Genomic DNA, 26,339 nt, shown 5'->3' on the forward strand with positions numbered 1-26,339 from the left:
CACCGTTTCAGCGCTGAAACGGTGAGCAATCGGCCGCTCGCAGTCGTACGAGTGAGGAATCGGTCACTCGTGGCAGGGATGGCGGGCCCGCCGACGACGGACTCCCGCCGTCAGCGGACAGGGCCCAGGACGACGGGGCCAGGGCGCGATACGGTGCGACCGACAGAGGAAGCCGCCGGTGGACGGCGACGATCGGCGGATCCTGCACCTCACCCTCGGCCTCAGGAGCGCTCTCGATGTCGCACGAACATCCTCGCGAAAAGGTGCCGTTCGCCAGAGCCTGCTGGATCCTCTTCGCGCTGATGTGGCTCTCCGCCGGGCTCGGCGCCGTTGCGGTCCAACTCATGCTCGACGACGCCGCCCATGAAGGCGTCGCCATGACGCTGTTCGTCCTCTGCGCCCCGGTGTCGGTGCTGCTGTGGTTCGTCCTGCGTGCGGTCGCCGGCTTCACGATGGCGGGGCACCCGCTCGGGCGATGGCTCGCGGCAGTTCTCGCCCGACCTCGCGCCCTGGCCTCGGCCGCCGCCCTCGCGACGGCCGGGCTCCTGCTGCCGCGCGCCGTCGTCGTGAACTCCTCCTGGGTCGAATGGGCCGTCGACGGACTCGTGATCGGGGCTGTGGCCCTCGTCGTCACGACGGTCGCGGCGGCCGCCTTCCGCAGGGCAGTCCCTTCGGACGGCTCGGACCCCCCTCCGCAGTGACCTCGACGCGCAGCCCCGAGCGCCGGGACTGACCGCTGCGTCGCGGGGGGGGGGGGGGGGCACCACCACGCCCTCCTCACCCCCTCCGTTTCCCCGCGAGTGGCCGCTGATGCCCCTCCCACCCCGCGAGCGGCCGATTGCTCACCGTTTCAGCGCTGAAACGGTGAGCAATCGGCCGCTCGCAGTCGTACGAGTGAGGAATCGGCCGGTCGACGCTCCGGGGGCGGCCTGTGGCACGGGCGAGAGGCCGACACGGGATACTGGGGCCATGACTCGACGCGTGATCATCGACTGCGACCCCGGTGTCGACGACGCCCTGGCCCTCATGCTCGCCCACGGCAGCCCCGAGCTCGACGTGGCGGCGGTGACCGTGGTGGGCGGCAATCAGACCCTCGAGAAGGTCACCCGCAATGCCCTCGCGCTCACCGAGGCCATCGGCCTGGAGGCGCCCGTGGCGGCGGGGGCGGCGAACCCGCTCGAGCGCGCCCCGCAGACCGCCGGCCACGTCCACGGGGACTCGGGCCTGGGGCAGCTCGTGCTCGCCGAGCCGCAGACCCGGCTGTCCGAGGAGCACGCCGTGGATCTGATCACCCGCGAGCTCCTCGACTCGGAGCCGGACTCGCTGACGATCATCGCCCTCGGCCCGCTGACCAATCTGGCGCTGGCCGCGCAGAAGGCCCCGGAGATCGTCGAGCGCGTCCACGAGATCGTGCTCATGGGCGGGGCGATCGCCGACGGCAACATCACCCCCGTCGCCGAGTTCAACGTCGCCGTGGACCCCGAAGCCGCCCGCATCGTCTTCGGGGCCGGCTGGCCCGTGACCATGATCGGGCTCGACGTCACGCACCGGGCGGTCGCGACCCTGGATGTCGAACGCTCGTTCGCGCACCTGGGCACCGACGCCGGTCAGATCGCCGTCGACCTCATCGCCAGCTATCGGGCCTCCTACCAGGACAACCAGGACTTCTCGGACCCGCCCTGCCACGACCCCGTCGCGGTGGCGCGCGTCATCCGTCCCGAGCTCGTCACGGTCCGCCGCGCGCCCATCGGCATCGAATGCTCGGGGGAGCTGACCACCGGCATGACCGTCGTCGACCTGCGCGGCCCCGAGGACCCGGACCTGCCCACGGCGGCGGCCACCGGGCTGGACGTCGAGGGCTTCTGGGACCTCGTCGTGCAGGCCACCGCGAGGATCGACGTCCGGGCCGGCGCCCTGCAGGCCGCCGAGCAGCGCATCCCGGAGATGGTCGAGACCACCGAGGACGCGGGCGATCAGGCCGCGCACGACCACGAGGAGACCCCGCGATGACCGACCGCTTCCCCGCCACCGACGGCGACGTCTGCATCATCGGCTCGCTCAACGCCGACCTCGTGGTGCGCACGCAGCGCCACCCCAAGCCGGGCGAGACCGTCCAGGGCGGCCCTCTCCGGACGACCCCCGGCGGCAAGTCGGCCAACCAGGCCGTGGCCGCCGCCCGCCTGGGCGCCCGCGTGCGGATGGTCGGCGCCGTGGGCGAGGACCCCCACGGCACGCTGCTGCTGCGATCCCTGGACGCCCAGGGCGTGGACACCACCCGCGTGCGCACGCTGACGACCACGGCCACGGGCACCGCCGTCATCATCGTCTCGGCCGACGGCGAGAACTCGATCGTGATCTCCCCCGGCGCCAACGGAGAGGTCACCGCCGAGCAGGTCACCCCGGAGCTGTTCGACGGCGTCGGGACGCTCACGCTGACCTTCGAGATCCCCGCCCCCACCGTCCTCGCAGCCGCCCGGGCGGCCCGCGCCGCCGGCGTGACCGTGGTGCTCAACCCGTCCCCCTTCCGCCTGCCCGAGCCCGAGCTGCTGGCCTGCACCGACCTGCTCGTGGTCAACGCGCACGAGATGGGCCAGCTGATCGGCGACGAGACCACCGACTTCGGGACGGTCCCCGCCGCGGACTGGGATGTCGAGGGCCACCGCCTCTTCCGGGCCACCGGCGTCGCGGACGCCGTCGTGACCCTGGGAGCCGGGGGCGCGGTGCTCCTGCGCACGCGCGAGGACCGGACCCGCCAGGAGTGGCTCTCCGGCTATGCCGTGCGCGCCCTGGACACGACCGGCGCCGGCGATGCCGTGACGGGGACCCTGGCCGCCGCGCTGGCCGCCGGCACCGATCTCCCGGAGGCCACCGCCCTGGCCATGCGGGTGGGTGCGATCGCCACGCAGAGCGAGGGCGCGCAGCCGTCGTACCCCTCCCGCGAGGATCTGGAGTCCCTGGCCGCGCCGAACCGGTGATGTGACGGCGGCTCGGGATGGGGCGTGACCCGGCCCACCAGGGCTGACTAACGTGTGGGGCATGACTGATCGAGCGGGCACCGTCGCCCTCCCCGAAGACCTCGTCGACCTCTCCGAGCTGCTCGAGGCCTATGCCTCGCGCACCCCGGACCTCTCGGATCCCGGGCAGCGGGTGTCCTTCGGGACCTCCGGGCACCGGGGCTCATCGCTGAGCTCGTCGTTCAACGACGCCCACATCGCGGCGATCACGCAGGCCATCGTGGAGTACCGGGCCCAGCAGGGCACCACCGGACCGCTGTTCATGGGCCAGGACACGCACGCGCTGTCCGCCGTCGCCCAGGACACCGCCCTGCAGGTCCTGGCCGCCAACGGCGTGACCGTGCTGCTCGACTCGCGCGACGGCTTCACCCCCACCCCGGCGCTGTCCCACGCGATCCTCACGTACAACCGGGACCGCGAGCAGGACCTCGCCGACGGCATCGTGATCACCCCGTCGCACAACCCGCCCTCCGACGGCGGCTTCAAGTACAACCCCACGCACGGCGGCCCCGCCGACACCGACGCCACCGGCTGGATCGCCGATCGCGCCAACGAGCTGCTCGAGGCCGGCAATGCCGACGTCCGGCGCATGCCGCTCGAGGACGCCAGGGTCGCCGACACCACGCAGTCCTTCGACTTCCTGGACAGCTACGTCTCCGCGCTGCCGGAGATCATCGACCTCGAGGCCATCAAGCGCGCCGGCGTGCGCATCGGCGCCGATCCCATGGGCTCGGCCTCGGTCGAGTACTGGAAGGAGATCGGGAAGCGCTTCGACCTCGACCTCACCGTCGTCAATCCCGAGGTCGACCCGCAGTGGGCGTTCATGACGCTGGACTGGGACGAAAAGATCCGCATGGACTGCTCCTCCCCGAGCGCCATGGCCTCGCTCATCCAGCAGCGGGACAGGTTCGACATCGCGACCGGCAACGACGCCGACTCCGACCGCCACGGCATCGTCACCCCCGACGCCGGGCTGATGAACCCCAATCACTACCTCGCGGTGGCGATCGACTTCCTCTTCGCCCACCGCGACGGCTGGCGCAAGGACGCGGGCATCGGCAAGACGCTCGTGTCGTCGTCGATCATCGACCGCGTGGCCGAGTCGCTGGACCGCCCGCTCGTGGAGGTCCCCGTGGGCTTCAAGTGGTTCGTGCCGGGCCTGCTCGACGGCTCCCTGGGCTTCGGCGGCGAGGAGTCCGCCGGCGCCTCGTTCCTGCGCAAGGACGGCTCCGTGTGGACCACCGACAAGGACGGCATCATCCTGGCGCTGCTGGCCGCGGAGATCATCGCGGTCACGGGGAAGACGCCGTCGCAGCGCTACGCCGAGCTGACCGAGCAGTTCGGCGCCCCGGTCTACGAGCGCATCGACGCCCCCGCCGATCGCGAGCAGAAGGCCGCGCTGAAGAAGCTGTCGCCCGAGCAGGTCACCGCGGACTCGCTGGCCGGCGACCCGATCACCGCCAAGCTCACCGAGGCCCCGGGCAACGGCGCGGCCGTCGGCGGGCTCAAGGTCACCACGGACCGCGCCTGGTTCGCCGCCCGCCCGTCGGGCACCGAGGACGTCTACAAGATCTACGCCGAGTCGTTCGCGGACGCCGATCACCTCCGGCAGGTGCAGCAGGAGGCCAAGGCGCTGGTCGACGGCGTCATCGGCTGAGGCGCCCGGGGGCTGCGACGAGCCGAGCCGGCCTGTCGCGGCGGAAGCGCCCTCCCGCCCTCGCGGCGGGAGGGCGCTCTTCTCCTGTCCGGGCCCGCGGGCCGTCAGCGGACCGTCACTGCTCCAGCAGGCCGAGGACGTCCGGCAGCCACAGGCTCAGCGCCGGGACGAACGTCACGATCAGCAGCCCGATCAGCAGCGCGGCGAAGAACGGCAGCAGGGCCTTGATCACCGGCTCGATGCGCATGTTCGCGACCTTGGCGGAGACGAACAGGACGTTGCCGACCGGCGGGGTGATGGTGCCCAGCGACAGCGCGAACACCACGATGAGGCCGAAGTGGATCGGGTCCACGCCGAACTCGACGACGATCGGCAGGAAGATCGGCGTGAAGATCAGGATCGCCGGGGTGGGATCCAGGAACGTGCCGACGGCCACGAGCAGCACCAGGATGAGCAGCAGGATCAGCACGGGCGACTCCGTGAGCCCCAGCATGGCCTCGGCGATCAGCTGCGGGATGCGCGAGTACGACATCACCCAGGACATGATCGTCGCCACGCCCACCAGGAGCATGACGATCGACGTCGTCCTGGTGGCCGAGAGCAGGATCTCCGGCAGCTGGCGCACGGAGATCTGCCGGTAGGCCATCCCCAGCACCAGGCTGTAGAGCACCGCGATCACGGCGGACTCGGTGGGGGTGAAGATGCCGGTGAGGATGCCGCCGATCACGATGACGATCATCAGCAGCGGCAGCAGCGCGCGCAGCAGCGTGACGCCCACGACCTTCAGGGGCACGCCCTCCCCGCCGCCGATCCGGTGCTTCCGCGAGTACAGGAACACGACGACCATGCAGAGCAGCGCCCAGAGCAGGCCGGGGCCGTAGCCGGCCATGAACAGCGTGGCGATCGACGTCGAGGACACGAGCGAGTAGACGATCAGCGTGTTCGACGGCGGCAGGAGCATGCCCGCCGGGGCCGAGGCCGCGTTGACCGCGGTCGAGAAGGCGCGGTCGTAGCCCTCGGCGCGCTGGCGGGGGCCCATGACGGTGCCGACCGCCGCGGCCGAGGCCACGGCGGCGCCGGAGACCGAGCCGAACAGGGCGTTGGCGACCACGTTGGTCTGCGCCAGGGACGCAGGCATGCGCCCCACGAGCACCTTGGCGGCGTCGACGAGCCGGGCGGCGATGCCTCCCGTGTTCATCAGCTCGCCCGCCAGCACGAAGAACGGGATGGCCAGCAGCGTGAACGAGTTGATGCCGGTGAACAGGCGCTGGGCGCCCACGAACGACGCGGTCTCGGGGCCGATCACGTAGGCCAGCGCCACGAAGGAGGACGTGCCCACGGCCACGGCCACGGGGACGCCGACGAACAGCAGGACGACGATGCCGATGAGCAGGATGAGCCCTGCGATGATGACGGGATCCATGATCGTCACCGCCCCTTCGTGGTGTCGGTGCCGTCGGCCGGGGCGGCGGAGCCCGGGGAGACGGCGCTCGAGCCGCCCGGGAGGGTCGTGCCCGGCGGGATGACGGGCTCCACGACCTCCATGCCCCGGGTCTGCCAGGGGGCCGAGGCGATCTGCGGGTTCGCCGTGGTCTGCCGGCCGATCTCGTCGTCCTCGGCGATGGGCAGCCCGGCCTCGCGGCCGGCCAGGATCTTCACGATGTGGAACACCGCGTAGAAGACGATCAGCGCTCCGGAGATCGGCAGCGCCAGGTACATCTGCCCCACGGTCACGGGGATGCCGGAGACCTGCTGGGTCCACGAGATCTCCGTGGCCCGGATCCCGCCCCAGATCAGGACCAGGATCGCGAACGCGGCCACGACGGCCAGCGTCAGGACGCCGATGACCCGCTGGCCCCCGGCGCCGGCCTTGCGGGCCAGGAAGTCGACCGCGATGTGGCCGCGGTCGGAGAACACGTAGGCCGAGCCGAACAGCGCCAGCCACACGAAGAGGTACTGCGCGGCCACGGAGGTCCACGTGCTGGGCGAGTCCAGGACCTGCCGGGTGAAGACCTGCCAGCTCACCACGATCACCAGCAGGGCGAACAGCACGACGCACAGCGTCGCCAGGATCGCGTCGATCACGCGCTTGAGCGGGCTCACGGCTGCGCCTCCCTGCGGATCGCGTCGAACAGCTCCTGGTCCTCGGGGCTGTCGAGGTACTTCTCGACGACCGGGCGCAGGGCGTCGCGGAAGGCAGCCTCGTCGACGTCGTTGAACTCGGTGCCGGACTCCTCGGCCTCGGCGATGACGGCCTCGGTCTCGGACTCCCACAGGGACGCGTGGTTCTCCGAGGCGCGCTGCCACTCCTGCTCGAAGATCTCGCGATCCTCCGCCGGCAGCGACTCGAGCAGGTCGGTGTTCATGACCACGTAGTCCAGCCCGACGAGGTGGTTGGTCTGCGCCACGTGGGGCGCGACCTCGTTGTGGTTCTGGGACATGTACGAGATCTCGTTGTTCTCGGCGCCGTCGAGCACGCCGGACTGCATGGCGGTGTAGACCTCGCCGTAGGCCATCGGGGTGGCCGAGGCGCCCATGGCGTTGATCATGTCGATGTGGATGTCCGACTCCTGCACGCGGACCTTCATGCCGCGCAGGTCCGCCGGCTCCTCGATCGGGCCCTGCGCCGTGTAGAGGTGGCGCGAGCCCTGGGTCAGGCCGCCGAGCACCGTGAGGTTGTTGGAGTCCTCGACCGAGGTGAACAGCTCGCCCACGATGGCCTCGTCGTTGACCACGCGCAGCTGGTGATCGATGTCCTCGAAGGCGGTCGGGAGGTTGAGGACCTGGAACCCCTCGCTGATGTTCTCCATCTGGGTCCCGGAGACGACGGCCATGTCGACCGCGCCGTCGCCGACCAGCTGGACGACCTCCTGCTGGGCGCCGAGCGTCTCGTTGGGGTAGACCTCGACGTCGAGGCGCCCGTCGGTGGCCTCGTGCAGGTCGTCGCCGAACTGCTCGAGGGCGATGTAGGAGGGGTGCTCCTCGGTCTGGTTCAGCGACAGCACCAGCGTCCTGGTCTCGGCCTGCTCGATGGCTCCACCCCCGGTGCAGGCGGTCAGGGCCAGGGCGGCCGCCGCGGTCATCGCCAGGAACGGCGATCTGGACAGTTGTGCGCGCATCATGCACCTCGTCTGCCGGGGAGGGGCGGGCGCGGCGGAGACGAGGTGCGCTCGGACGGAGATCGCGGACTCATTCCCCAGGCGCCGTTGCCGGGATATTCTGGGCATCCTCTCAGCATCGTCCTGGGCGGGGAAATCGAGGCCGCTTGTTGCCCCGGGGGGGGGCTCCGAGCGGCCTCGGCCGCGGCTCTTCGCGCCATCGGCGCTGATGAGGCGGGGATCTGCGCACAGCCGTCCGCCGGGCGACGCCGGCCGGCGCGGACCTGCGCCGCGCCCGGGCCTGCGGCCGCCGAATGCCCTCCGCGCATCGTCGGACGAGGCCGTGCGACCCCGTGTGACGCCGCGTGACGTGCGATGACCCCGCAGAGGCGCGCCTGAGTAGCGTGGAATACCCGGTCCGGGCGCGCGGTTATGCCGCTCGGACCCGCGGGAGGCGCGACGGCCTCGGGATGACGCCGGCGCTCCCGCCACGCAGACCACACAGGAGGCACGAACATGTCGCTGTTCCTCATCGAGACCGTCCCCGCCGACAAGGACAAGGACGCCGTCAACGGACTCGTCGAGACCGTGGGCAAGGCCCTGCCGGACTCCGGTGCCGAGCTCATCGAGTCCCAGGTGACCGCCGGCGCCGAGCGCATCTTCACGATCATCGAGGCCGGCTCCGCCGACGGACTGGCCGATGCCGTCACGTCGGCCGCGGGCGACGCCGCCGTCGAGGTCGACGGCCCGCACGAGGTCCGCCTCGTGGGCGCGGAGCTCGAGGACATCAAGAACCTCAAGGCCAAGAACTCCGCGGACTACCTGGTCGAGTGGGACATCCCCGCCGAGATCACCATGGACCAGTACCTGGCGCGCAAGAAGGCCAACGCCCCCAAGTACGCCGAGGTCCCGGAGGTCCAGTTCCTGCGCACCTACGTGCGCGAGGACACGGTCAAGTGCCTGTGCTTCTACGACGCTCCCGACGAGGAGACCGTCACCCGCGCCCGCAAGGCCGTGGACACCCCGATCGACCGCGTGCACAAGCTCGGCAGCTGACCCGCTCGGCGATCGCGGACGGCCCCAGGTCAGCATCGGCCTGGGGCCGTTCGCCGCCCGGCACCCGCCGCGTCGTCATCCGCCCCGTCCCGGAAGGAACCCATGTCCGCCTCCGCCCCTGAGATCCCCGCTCCCGGCGAGCCGTTCGAGCTGCGCCCGCTGGCGGACTACGCCCAGCGCGAGACCGTGCTCGAGGCCGCCGCGCGGCGCGCCCGCGCGGTGGACGAGAACGAGCGCTCCCCGTTCGACACCCTCCGGGAGCTCGGCGGGATGGGCCTGCTGGACCTCGGACTCGAGGGGCCGCTCGTGGAGCAGGCCGCCGTCGTGCACGATCTGGCCACGGAGTGCACGGCCACGGCCTTCTCCCTGTGGGCCCACCGCTCCTCGATCGAGTACCTCTCGGCCACCGGGCGGGAGATCCCCCGAGGCATGCGCGAGGGCACCGAGCCCGCCAGCTCCGCGATGGCCCCGGCCTTCAAGGCCGCGGCGGGCATCGGCGAGATCACCGTGACCCTCACGGAGCAGGACGGATCGCTCGTGCTCGACGGAACGATCCCGTGGGCCTCCAACCTCTACCCCCAGGGCTGGATCGTGCTGCCCGCGATCCGCCGGGACGACGACGGCGCCGAGACCCCCGTCATCGTGCTCACGCGCGATCAGGCCGAGGGCGTGAGCGTGCATCCGCTGCAGGACCTGATGGCCCTGGATGCGACCGCCTCCGGGATCCTCCGGTTCGAGTCCTCCCCGATCCGTCCCGAGGACGTCCTGACCGACGACGTCCCCGGCTTCCTGGCCGCGGTGCGCGGGCCGTTCCTGCTGCTGCAGTCCTCGTTCTGCCTGGGTCTCTCCGGAGCGGCGCTGGCCTCCGCGGACGCCGCCATGACGGGAGTGGCCGAGGTCTTCCGCCCGGAGCGCGACGAGATCGTCGCCGAGTACGAGCGCGTCCGCGCCGCTGTGCTCGAGATGGCCGCCGCGCCGCGGGAGCAGGAGGCCAGGGACCTGCTGCAGGTCCGGCTGGACGCCGCCCTGCTGACCGGGGCCGCGACCCGCCTGGAGGGCAAGACCGTCGGCGGCAAGGGCTACGCGATGGGCTCGCCGACGGCCCGCCGCGCCCGGGAGGCGGCGTTCCTGCCGGTGCAGTCGCCCACGGAGTCGCACCTGCGCTGGGAGCTGCAGAAGCTCGGATGAGCCAGCCCACCGGACCCCGGACGCCGCGCCCCGCCCTGAGCATCCGGGGCGTCTCCAAGACCTACCCGGGCGCCGATGCCCCCGCCCTCGACGACGTCTCGATGACCCTGCGCAAGGGCGAGGTGCTCGCCGTGCTGGGCCCGTCGGGCTCCGGCAAGTCCACGCTGCTGCGCGCGATCGCCGGCCTGGACACGATCGACTCCGGGACCGTCGAGGCGGGCAGCCCCGACGACCGGATCGCGGTCGTGTTCCAGTCCGCCGGACTGTTCCCCTGGCTGTCGGTCCGGGAGAACATCGCCCTCGGCGGGCGCTACCGCGCCAACCGCGATCGCTTCGACCCCGCCGAGGTGGATCGGCTGCTCGAGGTCCTGGGCCTGGCCGAGCTGGCCGGCGCCGCGGTCACCGAGCTCTCCGGCGGGCAGGCCCAGCGCGTGGCCGTCGGGCGCACCCTGGCCATCCAGCCGGACCTGCTGCTGCTGGACGAGCCCTTCTCCGCGCTCGACCCGGCGACCCGCCAGGACCTGCAGGTCTGGCTGCGGGACCTGGCCACGCAGCTCGAGCTGACGATCTTCCTGGTCACCCACGACGTGGACGAGGCGATGGCCCTCGGCGACCGGATCGGCTTCTTCGGCGGGCCGGCCGGCTTCAGCCGCGAATGGGTCCCCGCCCGCGACGGCACCACAGCCGCCGAGATCATCGCCCACTACCGCGGCGGCGCCGACGCGCCCGGATCGTGGGTCATCTGATGACGGGCCGGGATCTGACCCGCCGCCGCCTGCTCGGCGCGGGCGCGGCCGGGCTGGGGCTGACGGGGCTGGCCTGGGGCGCCGGCTCGGCCTACACCTCCGCGCGCGAGCAGACCCTGGCCTCGGCGGATCCGTCCACGCCCGTGCGGGTGGGGTACCTGCCGATCACCGATGCGACCCCGCTGCTGATCGGGCACGCCAACGGCTACTACGAGCAGGCCGGGGTCCCGGTCGAGGCGCCGGTGCTCTTCCGCAGCTGGTCGTCGCTGGCCGAGGCCTTCCTGGCGGGTCAGGTCGACGTCATCCACCTCCTGATGCCCATGGCCCTCTACATGCGCTACGGCCTGGAGGCCGACGTGCGGATCACCGCCTGGAACCACACCAACGGCTCGGCGCTGACCGTGCGCCCCGACGTCCCGGACCTGCAGGGCCTGGCCGGCGAGTCGATCGCGATCCCGGCCTGGTGGTCCGTGCACAACGTGGTCGTGCAGAAGATGCTGCGCGGTGCCGGGCTCACCCCGATCATGCGCCGCACCCCCTCGGCCGGCGAGGGGACCGTGCAGCTGCTGCCCATGGCCCCGGCGGACATGCTCCCGGCGCTGAACAACGGGGTGATCGGCGGCTACACGGTCGCCGATCCCTTCAACGCGGCCGCCGAGGCGCAGTCCGTGGGCGGGATCCGGCGCTTCCTGGGCGACTCGTGGCGCGATCACGTGTGCTGCGTGACCATGATGCGCGGGGACCTGCTGCGCCGGCGCCCCGAGCAGGCCGCCGGGTTCATGGACGGGCTGGTCCGCGCCCAGGCCTGGTCGCGCGGCAACCGCCCGGAGGCCGCCGCGATCCTGGCCGAGCGCTACCTCCCGCAGCCGCGGCCGGTGATCCTCACGGCCCTGACCCACGACCAGGCCCACGCCGAGGTCACGGTCCACCCGCCCTGGCACGGCGAGCGCATCGACTTCCGCCCCTGGCCCTTCGCCTCGACGACCGAGCTGCTGGTGCGCTCCATGCAGGAGACCGTGGTCGACGCGCCGTCCGACTTCCTGCAGGGACTGGATCCGGCCCGGGCCCACGAGGAGCTGGTCGACGACCGGCTGGTCCGTGAGAGCATCCGACGAGCCGGGGGGCTCGAGGCCTTCGGCCTGTCCTCGACCGAGCGCACCGAGGAGTTCAGCGCATGAGCAGCACGGCACCCGGCCCCGGCAGGAGCACGGACCTCGACGACGACCGCCCCGCCTCCGCCTCCGCCTCCCGCGGGCGGAGCGCAGGCACGGGCGAGGACGCCTCCGCCGCGGACCTCGATGCCCAGGGCCGCCGCGGCCCGGTGCGCCGCCGCCGCGCCCCGCAGGGCCCGTCCCGGGCCGTGCGCTGGGGCTGGGGGCTGTTCGGGCTCATCGTCACGATCGCGGTGTGGTGGGCGTTCACCCATGCGGCGGCCGGTGCGAACTCCATGATCGCGGCCTTCCAGCCCGAGCGCCTGCCCGGCGCGATCGGCTCGCTGTGGGAGCGCGGCGTGATCCTGCAGGACACCGCCACGAGCCTGTGGCGGCTGATCTGCGGGATGGCGATCGCAGCGGCCGTCGGCTTCCCGCTGGGGCTGCTGATCGGCTCCTCCGCCCGGTTCCGGTGGTCGTCGACGCCTCCCGTCCAGTTCCTGCGCATGGTCTCGCCGCTGTCCTGGGCGCCTGTCGCGGTGGCCCTGTTCGGCGTGGGGCACGCGCCCGTGATCTTCCTTGTCGCGATCGCGGCGATCTGGCCGGTCGCCATGAACACGGCCTCCGGCGTGGCCGCCCTGGATCCGCTGCACCTCCAGGTGGCCCGCACCCTGGGGGCCACCCGCCCCGAGATCCTGCGCACCGTCGTGCTGCCGAGCATCCGCCCGTTCACGATGACGGGCGTGCGGCTGGCCCTGGGCATCGCGTGGGTGGTCATCGTCCCCGCCGAGATGCTCGGCGTCTCCTCGGGACTGGGCTACGAGATCCTCAACGCCCGCGACCGCCTCGCCTACGACGAGATGCTCGTCGTCATCCTGGTCATCGGGCTCATCGGCATCGCCCTGGACTCACTGGCCCAGTGGATCCTGCGCGACCGCTCGCGGGGCTGAGCCCGTGGACCTCGCGCAGCTGCCCGGGCTCGCCCTGATCTGGTGCGTGGCCGTGTCCGCTCCCGGGCCGGACATGGTCCTGGTGCTCCAGCAGTCCATCGCCCGCTCGCGCCGGGCGGGGCTGCTCGCGGCGGCGGGCGTCACCACCGGGGCGACCGTCTGGCTGATGGGCGCCCTGTTCGGGCTCTCGGCGCTGCTGCAGGCGCTGCCGTGGCTCATGGCGTGGCTCGAGCTGCTCGGCGGCCTCCTTCTCGTCGTGATCGGAGCCACCGGCCTGCGCTCCTGGCGGGCCGCGCGGCGGGAGCGCGCGGTCCGGGATGTCACGGATGCCGCCCCGGCGCCGGCTCCGACGGCCTCGTCCTCCCGCGCGTTCCTGCGCGGACTGGCCACCAACCTGTCCAACCCGAAGGCCCTCGTGTTCTTCGGGGCGATCTTCACCCCGTTCCTCACCGGCCGGATCCTCAGCCTCGAGACCGCGATCGTCGTGGCGGTCCTGATCCTGCTGACCGCCGGATGGTTCTGCCTGGTGGCCATCACGGCCTCGGCGCCGCGCTTCGCCCCGGTGATCGACCGCTTCCGCTCGGGCTTCGACGTCGTGGCGAGCTGCTTCTTCGTCGCGGTCGGCCTGGGGTTCGTGCTCACCGCGCTCGTGCATCTGCTCGGCTGAGGCCGCCGCCCTCCGGTCGCAGCGCACCCGCGGCGCAGGCCGGCCGAGCACCCGGTCTCGCAGCGGGGCTACTCTGGTCGGCGATCATCGCCCGGCCAGCCGCGGCCGCGCCCCGCTCCCCCACCAGGAGATCGCCCCATGAGCAGCTCCGCTCCCCGCCCTGATCGGCACCCTGATCGGCACGGCGCCGAGACCGCGGCGGCCGGGACCGGAACGGCCGAGGCCCCCTCGGCGGGCGGCTCCGCCGATCGCGGCCTCCTGGCCCGCGCCGGGCTGGCCTGGTCGCTGCACGGCGACGGCCGCGGCGTCGCGCCCGGGGCCGTGGTCCATCCGCAGGAGCGGCTGTCGTGGCCGCGGACTATCGGCATCGGCGCCCAGCACGTCGTGGCGATGTTCGGCGCGACCTTCCTGGTGCCGCTGATCACCGGGTTCCCGCCGTCGACCACGCTGTTCTTCTCCGGCATCGGCACGATCCTCTTCCTCGTGATCACCCGGGGACTGGTGCCGTCGTACCTGGGCTCCTCGTTCGCGTTCATCGCCCCGATCTCCGCGGCCATCGGCCAGTACGGGCCCGGCGGCGCCCTGGGCGGCGTCGTCATGGCCGGCGCCGCGCTGCTCCTGATCGGCGTGCTCGTGCAGCTGCTGGGCGCGCGCTGGCTCTCGGCGCTCATGCCGCCGCTGGTCACCGGCACGATCGTGGCGCTGATCGGCTTCAACCTGGCCCCGGCGGCCAAGGACAACTTCATGCGCGCGCCCACCACGGCGCTGGTGACCCTGCTGGCCATCGTCCTGACCTCGGTGCTCTTCCGCGGCATCCTGGGTCGCCTGTCGATCCTGGTGGGTGTCGTGATCGGCTACCTCACCGCCGTCCTGCGCGGCGAGGTCGACTTCTCGGCGATCGGCGCCGCGTGGGAGGCCGAGGGGCTGGTGGGGCTGCCGCAGTTCCACGCCCCGGAGTTCCATGTCTCGCTGATCGGGCTGTTCGTGCCGGTCATCCTGGTGCTCGTGGCCGAGAACATCGGGCATGTGAAGTCCGTCGGGCTGATGACCCAGCAGGACCTCGACCCGCTGCTCGGGCGCACGATCATGTCCGACGGGCTGGCCACGGTGCTCGCCGGCTCCGGCGGCGGCTCCGGCACCACGACCTATGCCGAGAACATCGGCGTCATGGCGGCCACCAAGGTCTACTCGACGGCGGCGTACTGGGTGGCCGCGATCGTGGCCCTGCTGCTGTCGTTCCTCCCCGTCTTCGGCGCCGCGATCGCGACCGTGCCCGCGGGCGTGCTGGGCGGGGCGGCCACGGTCCTCTACGGCATGATCGGCATGCTCGGCGTGCGCATCTGGGTGCAGAACCGCGTGGACTTCTCCCACCCCGTGAACCTCACGACGGCCGCCGTGGCCATGATCATCGGCATCGCCGACTACACCTGGGATGCGTTCGGCATCCAGTTCGCGGGCATCGCCCTGGGCACCGCGGCGACGCTGATCGTCTTCCACGGGATGCGCGGCATCGCCCTGCGGCGCGGGACCGCCGGCGGCGACCCGCTGACCCCGGACGCCGCGGCGGGTCCGCACGAGCAGGTCTCGGGCCTGGGCTGAGTCCCGGGGCCGCGGCGAGGCGGCTCAGCCGCGGGTGCGCAGCTGCCCGCGCTGATCCAGCACGCGGCGCACGGCCACGACGTCGACCTCGGCCACCGTGGGCGGGGTCCACTGCGGGTCGTCCTCCTTGTCGACCATCGCGCAGCGCACGCCCTCGGCGAAGTCCGGGGAGGCGACCGTGTCGGCGGCCAGGGCCAGCTCACGCTCGAGGCACTCGGTCAGCGACTCGGCCTCGGCCCCGCGCTCGAGCAGCTCCCACGTGCGCACGAGCGACGTGGGCGACGCCCCCTCCAGGTCCTCCGCCGGCGCCCTGACGAGCACCTCGCCCAGGGTGTCGGCGCCGTAGACGTCCTCGATCTCGTCCCAGCGCTCGGGCAGCTCGGCCTCGGGGATGCCGTCGTTCTCGCCCGGCCCCGCGCAGTGCTCGGCGACGGCCGCGGCGACCCCGTCGCTGATCACGGCCTCCGTGAAGGCCTCCAGCCGCGAGCTCGGGACGAAGTTGTCCGCCAGGCCGACGGCCAGGGCGTCGGCGCCCGAGAGGCGTGCCCCGGTCAGCCCCAGCCAGCGTCCGACGGCCAGCGAGGGCCCGCGGCCCAGCAGGGAGACCCGCGGCAGGAACCACGAGGCGCCGATGTCCGGGAAGAAGCCGATCGCCGCCTCCGGCATGGCCATCACGGTGTCGTCCGTGACGATGCGGTGCGAGCCGTGGACCGACAGGCCCATGCCGCCGCCCATCGTGATCCCCTGCATGATCGCGACGAACGGCTTGGGGTACCGGGCGATGAGCGCGTCGACCGTGTACTCGTCGGCGAAGGCGCTCACCGCGTCCCCGTGCCGGTCGTCGAGCACGGCCTCGCGGATCTGGCGGATGTCGCCGCCGGCGCAGAACGCGCGCGGGGACGAGGACGTGATCAGCACCTGGGTGACGGCGTCGTCGTCCTGCCAGGCCCACAGGGTCTCCAAGAGGTCCCGGTACATGCGCGCGGTCAGAGCGTTGAGGGCCTTGGGGCGGTCCAGCGTGATCACGCCGGTGCCGCCGCGCACCTCGGTGCGGACGTGCTGCTCGGGGTCGGGTGCGGGTTCGGTCGCGGGGGTCTGCGTCATGGTCCCCACTGTAGGAGCGGCCCGGCTCGCGCAGGAGACTCCGCCCCGCGGTTGCCGCCCCTGTCATCGGCGCCGGCCCCGCCTCCTTCTGCCGGCACCGTCCGCCGGCCCGGCCGCGGGGCCCGCGCCGCGGTCCTCAGCCGATCAGCCGGCCCTTCATCTCCGGCAGCAGCAGCCCCGCGATCGCCGCGACGGCGAAGGCCGCGGAGAACACCCCGAAGACCACCGGCATGCCGCCTGCCGCGAACATCACGGGCACGGTCAGGGGAGCCAGGATCGAAGCGATGCGCCCCACCCCCGCGGCCAGCCCGGTCCCCGTCCCGCGCACGGAGGTGGGGTACAGCTCGGGCCCGATCGCGTAGAGCGTGCCCCACGCGCCGAGGTTGAAGAAGGACAGGCAGCACCCGGCCGCGATGACCGCGGCCTCGGAGCCGGCCAGACCGAAGCCGATGGCCGAGGCGGCCGAGCCCGCCAGGAAGATCACCAGGGTCACGCGCCGGCCCAGCACCTCGATCAGCCAGGCCGCCATCGCATAGCCGGGCAGCTGGGCCAGGGTGATGATGAGGGTGAAGCCGAACGAGCGCACCAGGCTGTAGCCCTGCTCCACGAGCAGCGACGGGATCCACGTGAACGCCCCGTAGTACGCGAGGTTGATGCAGAACCACACCGTCCACAGGGCGAGCGTGCGCCGCCGCAGCCCGGGGGCGAAGATCGACGTCGGCTGCCCCTCGGCGGCGGGGTCCTGCGCCTCGGCGGCCCGGCTCCCAGCGGCCCGGGCCTCCGCCGCGCGGGGGCCGGACTCGCCGGGCTCAGGGGCGCAGCGCCGCCCGCCGTCGGTCTCGAAGTCGCGCACGACCCGCTCGGCCTCGTCGTGGCGCCCCCTGGACTCCAGGAAGCGCACCGACTCGGGCAGCCCGAACCGGACCACGAGGGCGTAGAGGGCGGGCACCGCGCCGAGGGCGAGCGCCCAGCGCCAGCCGGAGTCCGAGGCCGCGACGACGAAGTAGCCGATCACTGCGGCGGCGATCCAGCCCAGGGCCCAGAAGGCCTCGAGCCACACGACCACGCGCCCGCGGATGCGCCGCGGCGCGAACTCCGAGACCAGGGTGGAGGCCACCGGCAGCTCCGAGCCGAGGCCGAGCCCCACGATGAAGCGCAGGACCAGCAGCGCGCCCACGGAGGCCACGAGCGCGCTGGCCCCCGTGGCCAGCCCGTACACGAGCAGGGTCAGGCTGAACACGGCGCGGCGTCCGATGCGATCGGCCAGCAGCCCGCCCAGGCTCGCGCCCAGCGCCATGCCCAGGAAGCCCGCCGAGATGATCCACGACTTCGTCTGCCCGTCCAGGCCCCACTGCTGGCCCAGGGCCGCGATGACGAAGGAGATCAGCCCGACGTCCATGGCATCCAGCGCCCACCCGATGCCGGAGGCGCCGAGCAGCCGCCGGTGGCGCCCGTTGAACGGCAGCTCGTCGAGCCGCTCGGTGCGGGTGGGGGCGGTGATGCTCTGTGTGCTCATCTCTCGGCTCTCGTGCGGGCCCGCGGACGCAAGCGTCCCGGGCGCGGTTCGGTGGGGTGCGGAAGGGGGATCGGCGGGGGCCCGGGCGGGATGCCGACGCGGCGCGGCGGCCGCCCGATGTCGCGGCGGCCCTGCGGAGCCGCTGCGACGGCCGAGCGCTGCCGGCCCGGTGCCGCGCGCTCGGCCGGAGGGACTCACAGGGTCAGCACGTGCTCGAGCAGATCCCGCGTGTACGCGCTGCCGGGACGGGCCAGGACGTCCTCGGTGGGTCCGTGATCCACGATCCGCCCCTTCTGCAGCACCGCCAGACGGTGGGCGATGTGCCGGGAGAGCGTGATGTTGTGCGTCACGAACAGCATGGCCATGCCCGTCTCGTCCTGGATCTCGCGCAGCAGCTCGATCACGGCGGCCTGCACGGAGACGTCGAGCGCGGAGGTCACCTCATCGCACACGAGCACCGACGGGGCGCTGACCAGGGCCCGGGCGATCGCGGCGCGCTGGCGCTCGCCGCCCGAGAGATCGCCCGGGCGGCGGTCGATGTACGACCGGCCCAGCCGGACCCGATCCAGCGCCGTGGACACCGCTTCGCGACGCTGGGCGGACGACATCCCGCCCGTCATCCGCAGCGGGACGGCGAGGGAGTCCCCGATGCTCCGCCGCGGGTTCAGCGAGGAGAACGGCGACTGGAAGATGTACTGGACCCGCTGCCGCTGCTCGGCCGTGCGCCGGCGGGTGGTCTCCGCCAGCGGCCGGCCGTCCAGCAGCACCTGCCCGGTCCACGACGCCGCCGACAGCCCCGCGATCGCCCGCGCCAGCGTCGTCTTGCCGGAGCCGGACTCGCCCAGCAGCATCGTGGTCCGCCCGGCGTGCAGCTCGAGGCGCAGGTCGTCGAGCACCGTCGTGGAGCCGTAGGACAGGCTCAGATCCTCGACCGCCAGCAGCGGCCGCGACGACGTGCCCGCCGCAGCGCCGGTCGCGGTCGCGGATCCGGGCTCCGGCACGGACGCGGACCCGCGCCCGGGCTCGGGCCCGGCCGCAGGCCCCGTCCCCTCGTCGCCGCGGGCCCACGGCAGGCTGCGCCGATCCGCGGCGGAGGCGCCGGCGACGCGGTCTCCGTCCGGCGATGCCCCCTGCTGCGGCGAGGCCGCGCTGCGCTCCTCGGCCGGGGCGCCCGCGCCGCGCCGGGAGACCGGCAGGCCCCCGCCGATGCGCTTGCGCCCCTCCAGGTCGGGCACGGCCGCGACGAGGCGCCGGGTGTAGTCGTGGCGCGGCGCGCGCAGCACCTGCTCGGTCTCCCCCGCCTCCACGATGCGGCCCTTGAGCATGACCGCGACCTCGTCGGCGATCTGGGCGACCACCGCGATGTCGTGGGTGATGTAGAGCCCGGCGGCATCGTGGCGGCGGGTCAGATCCGTGACGGTGTCGAGCACCAGGTCCTGCGTGGCCACGTCCAGCCCGGTCGTGGGCTCGTCCAGGATGATCACGGCCGGGCGGGTCGCGAAGGCCATGGCGATGCCGATGCGCTGCTGCTGGCCGCCCGAGAGCTGATGCGGGTAGCGGCGCTGCGCGGCGCGGTCGGACGGCAGGCCGACCTCCTCGAGCACCTCGGCCGCGCGCGCCGCCCGGGAGGCCTCGCCGTCGCCGTAGTCGTGGATGCGCAGCACCTCGGCGATCTGCTCGCCCACGCGCATGGAGCCGTTGAGCGACAGCGCCGGGTCCTGCGGCACGTAGGCGATCGTGGAGCCGCGCAGACGCCGCACCCGCCCCGCGTCCAGGGTGGTCAGCTCGGTGCGCTCGGGCACGAACCGGGAGGCCCCCTCGTGCAGCACGATCGAGCCCCCGCGCAGCTCGAGCCCCGGGCGCAGGTGCGCCATGCAGGCCAGGGCCGCCGTGGTCTTGCCCGAGCCGGACTCCCCCACGAGCGCCAGGATGCGCCCGGGGCGCAGCTCGAAGGACAGGTCGTGCAGGATCTGCCGTCCGCCGATCACGCCGAGACCCAGCCCCGAGACGCTCAGCGCGGTCTCGACGGCGGCGGCCGAGGCAGGGTCCGGGCCCCGCCGGCCCTCGGTGCGCGGTGCTGTGCTCGGGCTCATCGCCGTCCCTCCCCGGGGGTCGTGTCGGTGCCGGTCGAGGCGCTGCGGTCGGGGGCGCTTCCGGACGAGCGCCCCTCGGCCGCCGAGGCGGACCCGGACGAGGCCTCGGCCTCCGGGATCGGCGCGGCGGCGGCGTCGCTGCCCTGCGCCCCGGCGCGGACCCCCTCGAGGTCCTCCTCGACCACGGAGCTGCCCCCGGCGGAGGCGGCCGCGACGCCGTCGGCGATCAGATTGGTCCCGACCGTGAGCACCGCGATCGCCAGGACCGGCAGGATCACGCCCCAGGGCTGGACCGCGAGCGCGATGCGGTTCTCGTTGATCATCAGGCCCCAGTCCGCGGTGGGCGGCTGCATGCCCAGTCCCAGGAAGGACAGCGAGGCGAGGGCGCCGATCGAGTACGTCATGCGCAGGCCGAGCTCGACCATGAGCGGGCCGGTGACGTTCGGCAGGATGTCCTGGGCCAGGATCCGCCGCTGCGGCACCGCGTACATGTGCGAGGCCAGCACGTAGTCCTCGCCCACCACGCTCACGGCGGCCGAGCGCATCACGCGCGCCGTGCGCGGGGCGTGGGTCAGACCGACCACCAGGATCAGCACCCAGCCCTGGGGCCCCAGCACCGTCACCGCGAGCATCGCGAACACGAGCTGCGGCAGGGCCAGGCCGATGTCCCCCAGGCGCATGATCAGCGCGTCGAGCCAGCCGCCGCGCATCGCCGCGATCATGCCCAGGACGGCCCCCAGGCCCACGCCCAGGGCGGTGGCCGCCGCGGACCACAGCAGCAGGCGCCAGCCGCCGGCCAGCCAGCGGGAGAGGACGTCGCGGCCGAGGTTGTCGGTGCCCGCGGCGGCGTCGCCGAACACCAGGGGCCGGCCCACGAACTCGGTCGTGGTGTGCCCGGTCAGCGGCGCGGCCAGGAACGGCCCCAGGACCGCGATGAGCAGCACGACGGCCGTGAGGATCAGCCCGATCCGCGACTCGGGGCGGGCCAGGAAGCGGCGCAGCAGGCTGTCGCGGGCTGGCGCGGGCCCGATCGCGCCGGTGGAAGGGCTTCGCCCGGTGGAGGTGCTCATCGTCCGGACTCCGTCCGCAGCTTGGGGTCGGCCAGGATGCCGACGACGTCGGCCAGCAGGTTCACCACGACGTAGAACGCCGCGATCAGCAGCGAGATCGTCTGCACGACCTGGACGTCGCGGTTGCTCACCGCATCGACCATGGCCTGCCCGACCCCGGGGTAGCGGAACAGGACCTCGACGACCACGATGCCGCCGGCCAGCCAGGCGAGCTGCATGGCCACGACCTGGGCCACCGGCCCGATCGCGTGGGGCAGCGCGTGGCGCACGATGACCCGCCGCTCGGGCACGCCCTTGAGCCGCGCCATCTCGACGTAGCCGCTCGAGAGGACCTCGGTCATGGTCTGGCGCATCATGCGCACCATGTACGGCACGACGACGAGCACGAGCGTGGCCACCGGGAGCACGAGCTGCAGCGGGAACTCCCACACCCGCGTGCCCGGCGCGGCCATGGTCACCGAAGGCAGGATCTGCAGCACGGTCGTGGAGAACAGGGCCACGAGCACGATGCCGATCACGAACTCGGGCAGCGAAGCCAGGACCATGGCCCCGGTGTTCAGCGCGGTGTCGGAGGCCCGCCCGCGGCGCAGCGCGGCCCAGGTGCCCAGTGCGAGGCCCAGCGGCACCGCGATCACCGCGGCGATGGCCATGAGCACGAGCGAGTTCACGATCCGCTCGCCGAGCAGCTCGCTGATCGGGCCGCCCGTGGCCGCGGAGACGCCCAGGTCGCCGGACAGGATGCCGCCGAGCCAGCCCAGGTAGCGCTCCCACCAGGGCCGGTCGAGCTCGAGCTCGCTGCGCAGCGCCTCGAGGCGCTCCGGGGTGGCCTGCTGGCCCAGGATCGCCTGGGCGGGGTCGCCGGGCAGCAGCAGGGTGAAGACGAAGACGACGAAGGACACCGCGAGCAGGACCAGGGCGGAGACCGCCAGGCGCTTGAGGATCAGGCTCACCACGGCTCAGCCCTCCCCGTCGGCGTCGTCGGAGGCATCGGAGGCCGCCGGGGCCCCCGCACCGTCCCCGGTGTCGATCCACAGGTCGCGGAAGCGGAACGAGGCCACCGGCATGCCGGAGCGGTCGGAGACGCCGCCGCCCACGTAGCGCTGGTAGGCGTCGGCGACGTCGAAGAAGCCGAAGACGATGTTGCCGCCCTCGTCGCGGTGCAGCCGCATCGCCCGGCGGATCAGCTCGTCGCGCTCGGCGTCGTCCAGGGTCTCGCGGGCCTGGGCCACCAGCCGCGTGAACTCGGGCTCGTCCCAGTGCGTCTCGTTGTACGGCGAGTCGGGCAGCGAGGTGTCGGCGGCCTGCGTCAGGAAGTTGCGCGTGTAGTAGAAGGACTGCGCGAACGGGAACTCGAGGTACCCGGAGCCGAAGAAGGTCGTGGCGTCGACCCGGCGCAGGGAGACGTCGATGCCGGCGTCGGCGGCCTGCTCGGCGAACACCGTGGCGGCCTCGACGGCCCCGGCCTGGATGGGCGCGGTGACGAGCTCGACGCTCAGGCCGTCGGGGTGCCCGGCCTCGGCGAGCAGCCGCTTGGCGCCCTCGACGTCGCGCTCGCGCTGCGGCAGGTCCTCCGGGTAGCCCGCGTCGAACGGCGAGTACATGTCGTTGCCCGGGCGGCCCTGGCCCGCGAAGGCGACCTCGATCATCTGCTCCCGATCGATGACGAGCTTGAAGGCCTCCCGGACGCGGGGATCGTCGAACGGCGCCGTGTCCGTGCGCATGGTGAAGGGGATCCAGTTGCCGGTCTCGGAGGTGACCACGCGGATGCGGGGATCCTCCGAGATCACGTGGACCAGCGGCAGCGGCACCTGCGCGATGACGTCCACCTGCGAGGACAGCAGGGAGTTCATCAGGGCGTCCTCGTCGTCGAAGTTGATGAGGAGCACGTCGTCGACGTGCGGACGGCCCTGCCAGTAGTCGTCGAAGGCACGGAGATGGGTCGTGCCGCCGGGCTCGAAGTCGGCCAGCGAGAACGGGCCGGTGCCCACCGGGGCCTCGGGGTCGTAGTCCTGCGGGACGATGCCCATGACGTACTGCGCCAGGGCGTCGGGCAGCACGGCATCGGGGGCGCCCAGGACGAACCTGGCCGTGAGCTCGTCGACTTCCTCGACGCGCTCGAGGGCCCCGAGCTTGCTCGCCCCGTCCTTGGGGTCCTCGGGATTCAGGATCCGCTCGAAGGTCGCGCGCACGTCCGCCGAGGTGAGGGGACGGCCGTCGTGGAAGGTCACGCCCTCGCGCAGCCGGACCGTCCACACGTCGCCGGTCTCGTTCGGCTCGCCCGACGCTGCGAGCGAGGGCACCACGCGGTACTCGCCGTCGTAGGCGAACAGCGTGTCGTAGAGGTTGAACATGCGCGCGGCATCGCCGGTGCCCAGCGGGACGTGGGCGTCGACGGTGTCCGAGGCGCCGCCGCCGGTGATCCCGACGCGCAGCGAGCCGCCCCGGACGGGCGTGTCGCCGGCCTCGATGACGGCGGCCTGCGTGCCGCCGCAGCCGCTCAGGGCGAGCCCGGCGCCGCCGGCGACCGCCGCGCCGAGCAGGCCGCGGCGCGTGAGCTGAGCCGCTCGGGGGCGGCGGGGAGTGCGATGGGACAGGGAAGGTGCGAGGTCCGAGGGCATGGAGGCATCCGACGGTCGGCCCGGTGGTGCGGGAGTGCTGCGCCCGGACGATCACGGGGACCTGACCGGGTCGAGGGCAGTGGCTGCCCCAGCTACGGGATGCTGCCGGCGCTGCGCTCGTGGAAGCGCCAGCCGCGGCGGCGGGCGAGCAGGTCCCGTGCGGTCGCTGCCGTCATGGTCCTGCCCTCCGTCCTCGGTGTCTGCGGCGTCCTCGATGCCCGCGACCGCGGGCACCGGGAGCGGCACCTCGCCGCGGAGCCGACGAGCGCCGCCTCCTGAGTCGCACCTCACACAGTAGGCCCAGTCCCGGCCCGCGGCCAGTCGCATGTCGCGCCGCGACCCGGGCCGCCCGAGGTGCACGGGCGCGGCGGCCTCAGGCGGCGGCCGTGCGCCGCCGCACCGCGCGCAGGCCGAGATCGGCCCGATCGGTCACGATCGAGGCGACGCCGTCGTCGATCAGGTCCTGCATGTCCGAGGGCTCGTCGACCGTCCAGGCATGCACCTGGACGCCCGCGGCATGCGCCCGCTCGATGAGGCGGCGGGTCACCAGCCGGGCCTCCCGCAGCCGCTGGCCGAGCCACGGCAGCCGGCGCAGCCCGGGGACGGCCCACCGCACGTACAGGGGAAGCTGGACGACGTCGAAGGGAGCCACCCAGCGCCGGGTCGCCGCGCGCACGAGCGGCCAGGCCCGCGGCGCCGCGAGCATGCACCCGATGAACAGCGCCGAGCCGGTCGTCCCGGCGGAGGACGACGGCCGGGCCAGCCCGCGGGCGTCGAGCTGCCGCAGGGTGCCGCGACGGCGGCGCTCCGAGAACGACGCGATCCGCACCCGGTCCGCCGCGCTCGAGCGCTCGAGCAGCTCGGCCAGCGGCTCGACGGAGGCCGCGTCCTTCACGTCGACGTTGAAGCGGGCCTCCGGCAGCTCCTCGAGGAGATCCGCGAAGGTCAGCGGGAGCTCGGCCCCGGCGATGCTCAGCTCCATGATCTGCGCGAGCGTGTGCTCCCCGACCGGCCCCGAGCCCTCCGTCACGCGGTCCAGGCTGCCGTCGTGGAACACCAGGACGATGCCGTCGCGCGTGGTGTGGACGTCGAGCTCGAGCCACCGGCAACCGAGGTCCCAGGCCGCGCGGAAGGCGCGCAGGGTGTTCTCGGCGCCGTCGCGCGAGAAGCCGCGGTGGGCCATGATCGACGGGACCGAGCCGTCCCGGTTGGTGTCGAGGGTCGGCGCATGATGCGGCCCTCCGGCGGGGGAATCCATGGCCGCGATGCTACGTGCTCGGTTACCCGCGAGTCACCGAGGGCCTGGGCGAGCGGAGGCGCCCGGCGGGCGCGGACGACGCGGCCGGGTCACAGGGCGGCGCGCTGCGCCAAGAGCTGCTCGAGGACCTGGGCCACGCCGTCGTCGTCGAATCCGGGGGCCGTGCGCTCGACCGCCGCGACCACCGCCGGATCCCCCGAGCGCAGCGCGTAGCCGTAGCCGGCCCACTGCAGCATGCGCAGGTCGTTCTGCATGTCGCCGAAGGCCAGCACCTCGTGGGCGGAGATGCCGCGCTGCGCGCAGTGCTCGGCCAGGGCCTCGGCCTTGGACAGCCCGGGCAGCGCGAGCTCCGCCAGCGGCTCGCGGGGCACGGAGTGCGTCACCGAGACCAGGTCGGAGACCTCCGCCCGGACGCCCTCCACGAACTCCTCCGGCACCGCGCCGTCCAGTCGGGAGAGCAGCTTCACGATCCGGTCGTCGGGCTCGAGGATCTGCTCGAGGGGCCCGATGCGGGCATCGCGGATCCGGGTGCGGTCACGGGTGAGCCACCGCGGCTCCGCGGCCACGCCGCGCAGCGTCTCCGCGCTGAACAGCGCCCCCGGGAAGCGAGCGCGCAGCCGTGCGACCGCCTCGAGCGCCGCCGGGGCGCCGAGCGTGGAGCTCGAGAGCACGGTGTCGCCGGCCAGGTCGTACACGAGCGCGCCGTTGGAGCAGATGACGGCCCCGATCGGCGTCTGCTCCCGGCCCCCCGCGCGCGGCGCGACCGACTCGCGCAGCCGATGCAGATCCCGCAGCGGGTGCAGCCAGCGCGAGGGCCGGCCGGTCACGAACACGATCGGGATGCCGGCCTGCTCGAGGGAGGTCAGGGCCTCCTGGGTCCGCGGGCGGAAGCGGAAGTCCGGCCCGATCAGGGTGCCGTCGAGGTCGCTGGCGACGAGCCGGACCTCTCGGGCCATCCGCTGCGGGTCCGGACCCAGGAGGCCAACCGAGCTCACTTCTCCTCGTGCGTGCCCGTGATGAAGGCCCGGGCGATGCCGTGGGAGAACAGGTTGAAGTTCAGCACGGCAGGGGTGGCGCCCTCGACGTCCAGCTTCTCGGTGTCCACGGCGGTGACGCAGAAGATGTAGCGGTGGGGACCGTGGCCGGGGGGCGGAGCCGCTCCCTCGAAGGCATCGGAGCCGCCGTCGGTCTGATGGCGGGTGGCGCCCTGCGGCGGATTCGCGGCGGCGCCGGAGTCCAGCGAGGTGACGTCGGCGGGGATGTTGGACAGGGCCCAGTGCCAGTAGCCCGACGGGGTGGGGGCGTCCGGATCGAATGCCGTGACGACGTAGGACCTGGTGCCCTCCGGGGCTCCGGACCACGACAGCTGGGGGGAGACGTCCTGGCCGCTCACCTGGGCGGCCGCCAGCGGCTGGCCGTCGACGACGTCCTCCGAGCGCAGCTCGAACGTGGGCAGCTCGGGGAGTCCTGCATAGGGGTCGCGATCGAGCATGGGATCCTCCTGATCCGTCGATTCGTCGTTGCGGTCGGTTCCGGTCCCCGCCGACGACCCGC

Annotated in this window: 23 protein-coding genes; 11 read left to right on the plus strand and 12 right to left on the minus strand. The window is 73.2% G+C overall.

Annotated elements, in window-relative coordinates; translation table 11 throughout:
* The first annotated feature begins 263 nt into the window (after positions 1-263).
* From FSY66_RS10380 to pgm, 4 genes are all read left to right on the plus strand, one after another.
* Positions 264-701, plus strand: coding sequence for a hypothetical protein (locus FSY66_RS10380; RefSeq protein ID WP_144794637.1), 438 nt, complete (start codon positions 264-266; stop codon positions 699-701).
* Positions 702-969: 268 nt separating this feature from the next.
* Positions 970-2,010: a nucleoside hydrolase gene (locus FSY66_RS10385; RefSeq protein WP_144794639.1), complete on the plus strand. Its 1,041-nt coding sequence runs from the start codon at positions 970-972 to the stop codon at positions 2,008-2,010.
* Positions 2,007-2,975, plus strand: coding sequence for a ribokinase (locus FSY66_RS10390; protein ID WP_144794641.1), 969 nt, complete (start codon positions 2,007-2,009; stop codon positions 2,973-2,975). Before FSY66_RS10385 ends, FSY66_RS10390 begins: the two co-directional genes overlap by 4 nt.
* 61 nt (positions 2,976-3,036) lie before the next feature.
* Complete coding sequence (pgm, locus tag FSY66_RS10395; RefSeq protein WP_144794644.1) at positions 3,037-4,671, plus strand: phosphoglucomutase (alpha-D-glucose-1,6-bisphosphate-dependent); 1,635 nt, start codon at positions 3,037-3,039, stop codon at positions 4,669-4,671.
* A 115-nt stretch (positions 4,672-4,786) separates the two neighbouring features.
* On the opposite strand, the gene FSY66_RS10400 is transcribed toward pgm, so the two are convergent.
* Genes FSY66_RS10400 through FSY66_RS10410 form a run of 3 tightly spaced genes read right to left on the minus strand, consistent with a single transcriptional unit; the run spans position 4,787 to position 7,793 of the window.
* Complete coding sequence (locus FSY66_RS10400) at positions 4,787-6,094, minus strand: TRAP transporter large permease (RefSeq protein WP_144794646.1); 1,308 nt, start codon at positions 6,092-6,094, stop codon at positions 4,787-4,789.
* A gap of 5 nt (positions 6,095-6,099) precedes the next feature.
* A complete protein-coding gene (locus FSY66_RS10405; protein ID WP_144794648.1) occupies positions 6,100-6,774 on the minus strand; it encodes a TRAP transporter small permease in 675 nt (224 codons plus the stop codon).
* Complete coding sequence (locus FSY66_RS10410) at positions 6,771-7,793, minus strand: TRAP transporter substrate-binding protein (RefSeq protein ID WP_144794650.1); 1,023 nt, start codon at positions 7,791-7,793, stop codon at positions 6,771-6,773. Before FSY66_RS10410 ends, FSY66_RS10405 begins: the two co-directional genes overlap by 4 nt.
* A 492-nt stretch (positions 7,794-8,285) precedes the next feature.
* On the opposite strand from FSY66_RS10410, the gene FSY66_RS10415 reads away from it, so the two are divergent.
* From FSY66_RS10415 to FSY66_RS10445, 7 genes are all read left to right on the plus strand, one after another.
* The gene (locus tag FSY66_RS10415) at positions 8,286-8,825 is read left to right on the plus strand and encodes a DUF4242 domain-containing protein (RefSeq protein ID WP_144794652.1); all 540 of its coding nucleotides are present in this window, start codon (positions 8,286-8,288) and stop codon (positions 8,823-8,825) included.
* A gap of 102 nt (positions 8,826-8,927) precedes the next feature.
* Positions 8,928-10,013 carry an acyl-CoA dehydrogenase family protein gene (locus tag FSY66_RS10420; protein WP_144794654.1) on the plus strand — a complete coding sequence of 362 codons (1,086 nt, stop codon included), beginning with the start codon at positions 8,928-8,930 and terminating at the stop codon, positions 10,011-10,013.
* On the plus strand, positions 10,010-10,759 hold the full coding sequence (locus FSY66_RS10425) for an ABC transporter ATP-binding protein (protein WP_144794656.1): 750 nt from the start codon (positions 10,010-10,012) through the stop codon (positions 10,757-10,759). Before FSY66_RS10420 ends, FSY66_RS10425 begins: the two co-directional genes overlap by 4 nt.
* Entirely contained in the window at positions 10,759-11,937 is a 1,179-nt protein-coding gene (locus FSY66_RS10430; protein ID WP_144794658.1) for an ABC transporter substrate-binding protein, read from the plus strand. Before FSY66_RS10425 ends, FSY66_RS10430 begins: the two co-directional genes overlap by 1 nt.
* Positions 11,934-12,860, plus strand: coding sequence for an ABC transporter permease (locus FSY66_RS10435; protein WP_260853648.1), 927 nt, complete (start codon positions 11,934-11,936; stop codon positions 12,858-12,860). The genes FSY66_RS10430 and FSY66_RS10435 overlap by 4 nt, the downstream gene beginning before the upstream one ends.
* 4 nt (positions 12,861-12,864) lie before the next feature.
* Positions 12,865-13,527, plus strand: a complete 663-nt coding sequence (locus FSY66_RS10440; RefSeq protein ID WP_144794660.1) for a LysE family translocator — start codon at positions 12,865-12,867, stop codon at positions 13,525-13,527.
* Between the two features lie 258 nt (positions 13,528-13,785).
* The gene (locus tag FSY66_RS10445) at positions 13,786-15,126 is read left to right on the plus strand and encodes a uracil-xanthine permease family protein (RefSeq protein ID WP_260853651.1); all 1,341 of its coding nucleotides are present in this window, start codon (positions 13,786-13,788) and stop codon (positions 15,124-15,126) included.
* A 24-nt stretch (positions 15,127-15,150) separates the two neighbouring features.
* Here the strand turns inward: FSY66_RS10445 and FSY66_RS10450 are convergent, their stop codons facing one another.
* The 9 genes from FSY66_RS10450 to FSY66_RS10490 all read right to left on the minus strand — a co-directional run bounded on the left by FSY66_RS10450 (position 15,151) and on the right by FSY66_RS10490 (position 26,277).
* Complete coding sequence (locus FSY66_RS10450) at positions 15,151-16,230, minus strand: enoyl-CoA hydratase/isomerase family protein (RefSeq protein WP_144794664.1); 1,080 nt, start codon at positions 16,228-16,230, stop codon at positions 15,151-15,153.
* Between the two features lie 136 nt (positions 16,231-16,366).
* The gene (locus tag FSY66_RS10455) at positions 16,367-17,746 is read right to left on the minus strand and encodes an MFS transporter (RefSeq protein WP_144794666.1); all 1,380 of its coding nucleotides are present in this window, start codon (positions 17,744-17,746) and stop codon (positions 16,367-16,369) included.
* 194 nt (positions 17,747-17,940) lie between these two features.
* Positions 17,941-19,839 (minus strand): ABC transporter ATP-binding protein, encoded by a 1,899-nt coding sequence (locus tag FSY66_RS10460; protein ID WP_144794668.1) that lies wholly within the window; start codon positions 19,837-19,839, stop codon positions 17,941-17,943.
* Positions 19,836-20,909, minus strand: a complete 1,074-nt coding sequence (locus FSY66_RS10465) for an ABC transporter permease (RefSeq protein ID WP_144794670.1) — start codon at positions 20,907-20,909, stop codon at positions 19,836-19,838. Before FSY66_RS10465 ends, FSY66_RS10460 begins: the two co-directional genes overlap by 4 nt.
* Positions 20,906-21,862, minus strand: a complete 957-nt coding sequence (locus FSY66_RS10470) for an ABC transporter permease (protein WP_144794672.1) — start codon at positions 21,860-21,862, stop codon at positions 20,906-20,908. The genes FSY66_RS10465 and FSY66_RS10470 overlap by 4 nt, the downstream gene beginning before the upstream one ends.
* 3 nt (positions 21,863-21,865) lie before the next feature.
* On the minus strand, positions 21,866-23,527 hold the full coding sequence (locus FSY66_RS10475; RefSeq protein WP_144794675.1) for an ABC transporter substrate-binding protein: 1,662 nt from the start codon (positions 23,525-23,527) through the stop codon (positions 21,866-21,868).
* Positions 23,528-23,900: 373 nt separating this feature from the next.
* Complete coding sequence (locus tag FSY66_RS10480; RefSeq protein ID WP_144794677.1) at positions 23,901-24,785, minus strand: glycerophosphodiester phosphodiesterase family protein; 885 nt, start codon at positions 24,783-24,785, stop codon at positions 23,901-23,903.
* Between the two features lie 89 nt (positions 24,786-24,874).
* Positions 24,875-25,780: an HAD family hydrolase gene (locus FSY66_RS10485; protein WP_144794679.1), complete on the minus strand. Its 906-nt coding sequence runs from the start codon at positions 25,778-25,780 to the stop codon at positions 24,875-24,877.
* Positions 25,777-26,277, minus strand: coding sequence for a YbhB/YbcL family Raf kinase inhibitor-like protein (locus tag FSY66_RS10490; protein ID WP_144794681.1), 501 nt, complete (start codon positions 26,275-26,277; stop codon positions 25,777-25,779). Before FSY66_RS10490 ends, FSY66_RS10485 begins: the two co-directional genes overlap by 4 nt.
* Positions 26,278-26,339 lie beyond the last annotated feature (62 nt).

Origin of the sequence: Kocuria palustris, assembly GCF_007666205.1 — a bacterium.
In the GTDB taxonomy this organism is placed as follows: domain Bacteria; phylum Actinomycetota; class Actinomycetes; order Actinomycetales; family Micrococcaceae; genus Kocuria; species Kocuria palustris_A.

Coding starts and splice junctions, on each gene's coding strand:
- FSY66_RS10385 (WP_144794639.1), top strand. CDS start 970: ATGACTCGACGCGTGATCATCGACTGCGACCCCGGTGTCGACGACGCC.
- FSY66_RS10390 (WP_144794641.1), top strand. CDS start 2,007: ATGACCGACCGCTTCCCCGCCACCGACGGCGACGTCTGCATCATCGGC.
- pgm (WP_144794644.1), top strand. CDS start 3,037: ATGACTGATCGAGCGGGCACCGTCGCCCTCCCCGAAGACCTCGTCGAC.
- FSY66_RS10400 (WP_144794646.1), bottom strand. CDS start 6,094: ATGGATCCCGTCATCATCGCAGGGCTCATCCTGCTCATCGGCATCGTC.
- FSY66_RS10410 (WP_144794650.1), bottom strand. CDS start 7,793: ATGATGCGCGCACAACTGTCCAGATCGCCGTTCCTGGCGATGACCGCG.
- FSY66_RS10415 (WP_144794652.1), top strand. CDS start 8,286: ATGTCGCTGTTCCTCATCGAGACCGTCCCCGCCGACAAGGACAAGGAC.
- FSY66_RS10420 (WP_144794654.1), top strand. CDS start 8,928: ATGTCCGCCTCCGCCCCTGAGATCCCCGCTCCCGGCGAGCCGTTCGAG.
- FSY66_RS10425 (WP_144794656.1), top strand. CDS start 10,010: ATGAGCCAGCCCACCGGACCCCGGACGCCGCGCCCCGCCCTGAGCATC.
- FSY66_RS10430 (WP_144794658.1), top strand. CDS start 10,759: ATGACGGGCCGGGATCTGACCCGCCGCCGCCTGCTCGGCGCGGGCGCG.
- FSY66_RS10435 (WP_260853648.1), top strand. CDS start 11,934: ATGAGCAGCACGGCACCCGGCCCCGGCAGGAGCACGGACCTCGACGAC.
- FSY66_RS10450 (WP_144794664.1), bottom strand. CDS start 16,230: ATGACGCAGACCCCCGCGACCGAACCCGCACCCGACCCCGAGCAGCAC.
- FSY66_RS10455 (WP_144794666.1), bottom strand. CDS start 17,746: ATGAGCACACAGAGCATCACCGCCCCCACCCGCACCGAGCGGCTCGAC.
- FSY66_RS10460 (WP_144794668.1), bottom strand. CDS start 19,839: ATGAGCCCGAGCACAGCACCGCGCACCGAGGGCCGGCGGGGCCCGGAC.
- FSY66_RS10465 (WP_144794670.1), bottom strand. CDS start 20,909: ATGAGCACCTCCACCGGGCGAAGCCCTTCCACCGGCGCGATCGGGCCC.
- FSY66_RS10475 (WP_144794675.1), bottom strand. CDS start 23,527: ATGCCCTCGGACCTCGCACCTTCCCTGTCCCATCGCACTCCCCGCCGC.
- FSY66_RS10480 (WP_144794677.1), bottom strand. CDS start 24,785: ATGGATTCCCCCGCCGGAGGGCCGCATCATGCGCCGACCCTCGACACC.
- FSY66_RS10490 (WP_144794681.1), bottom strand. CDS start 26,277: ATGCTCGATCGCGACCCCTATGCAGGACTCCCCGAGCTGCCCACGTTC.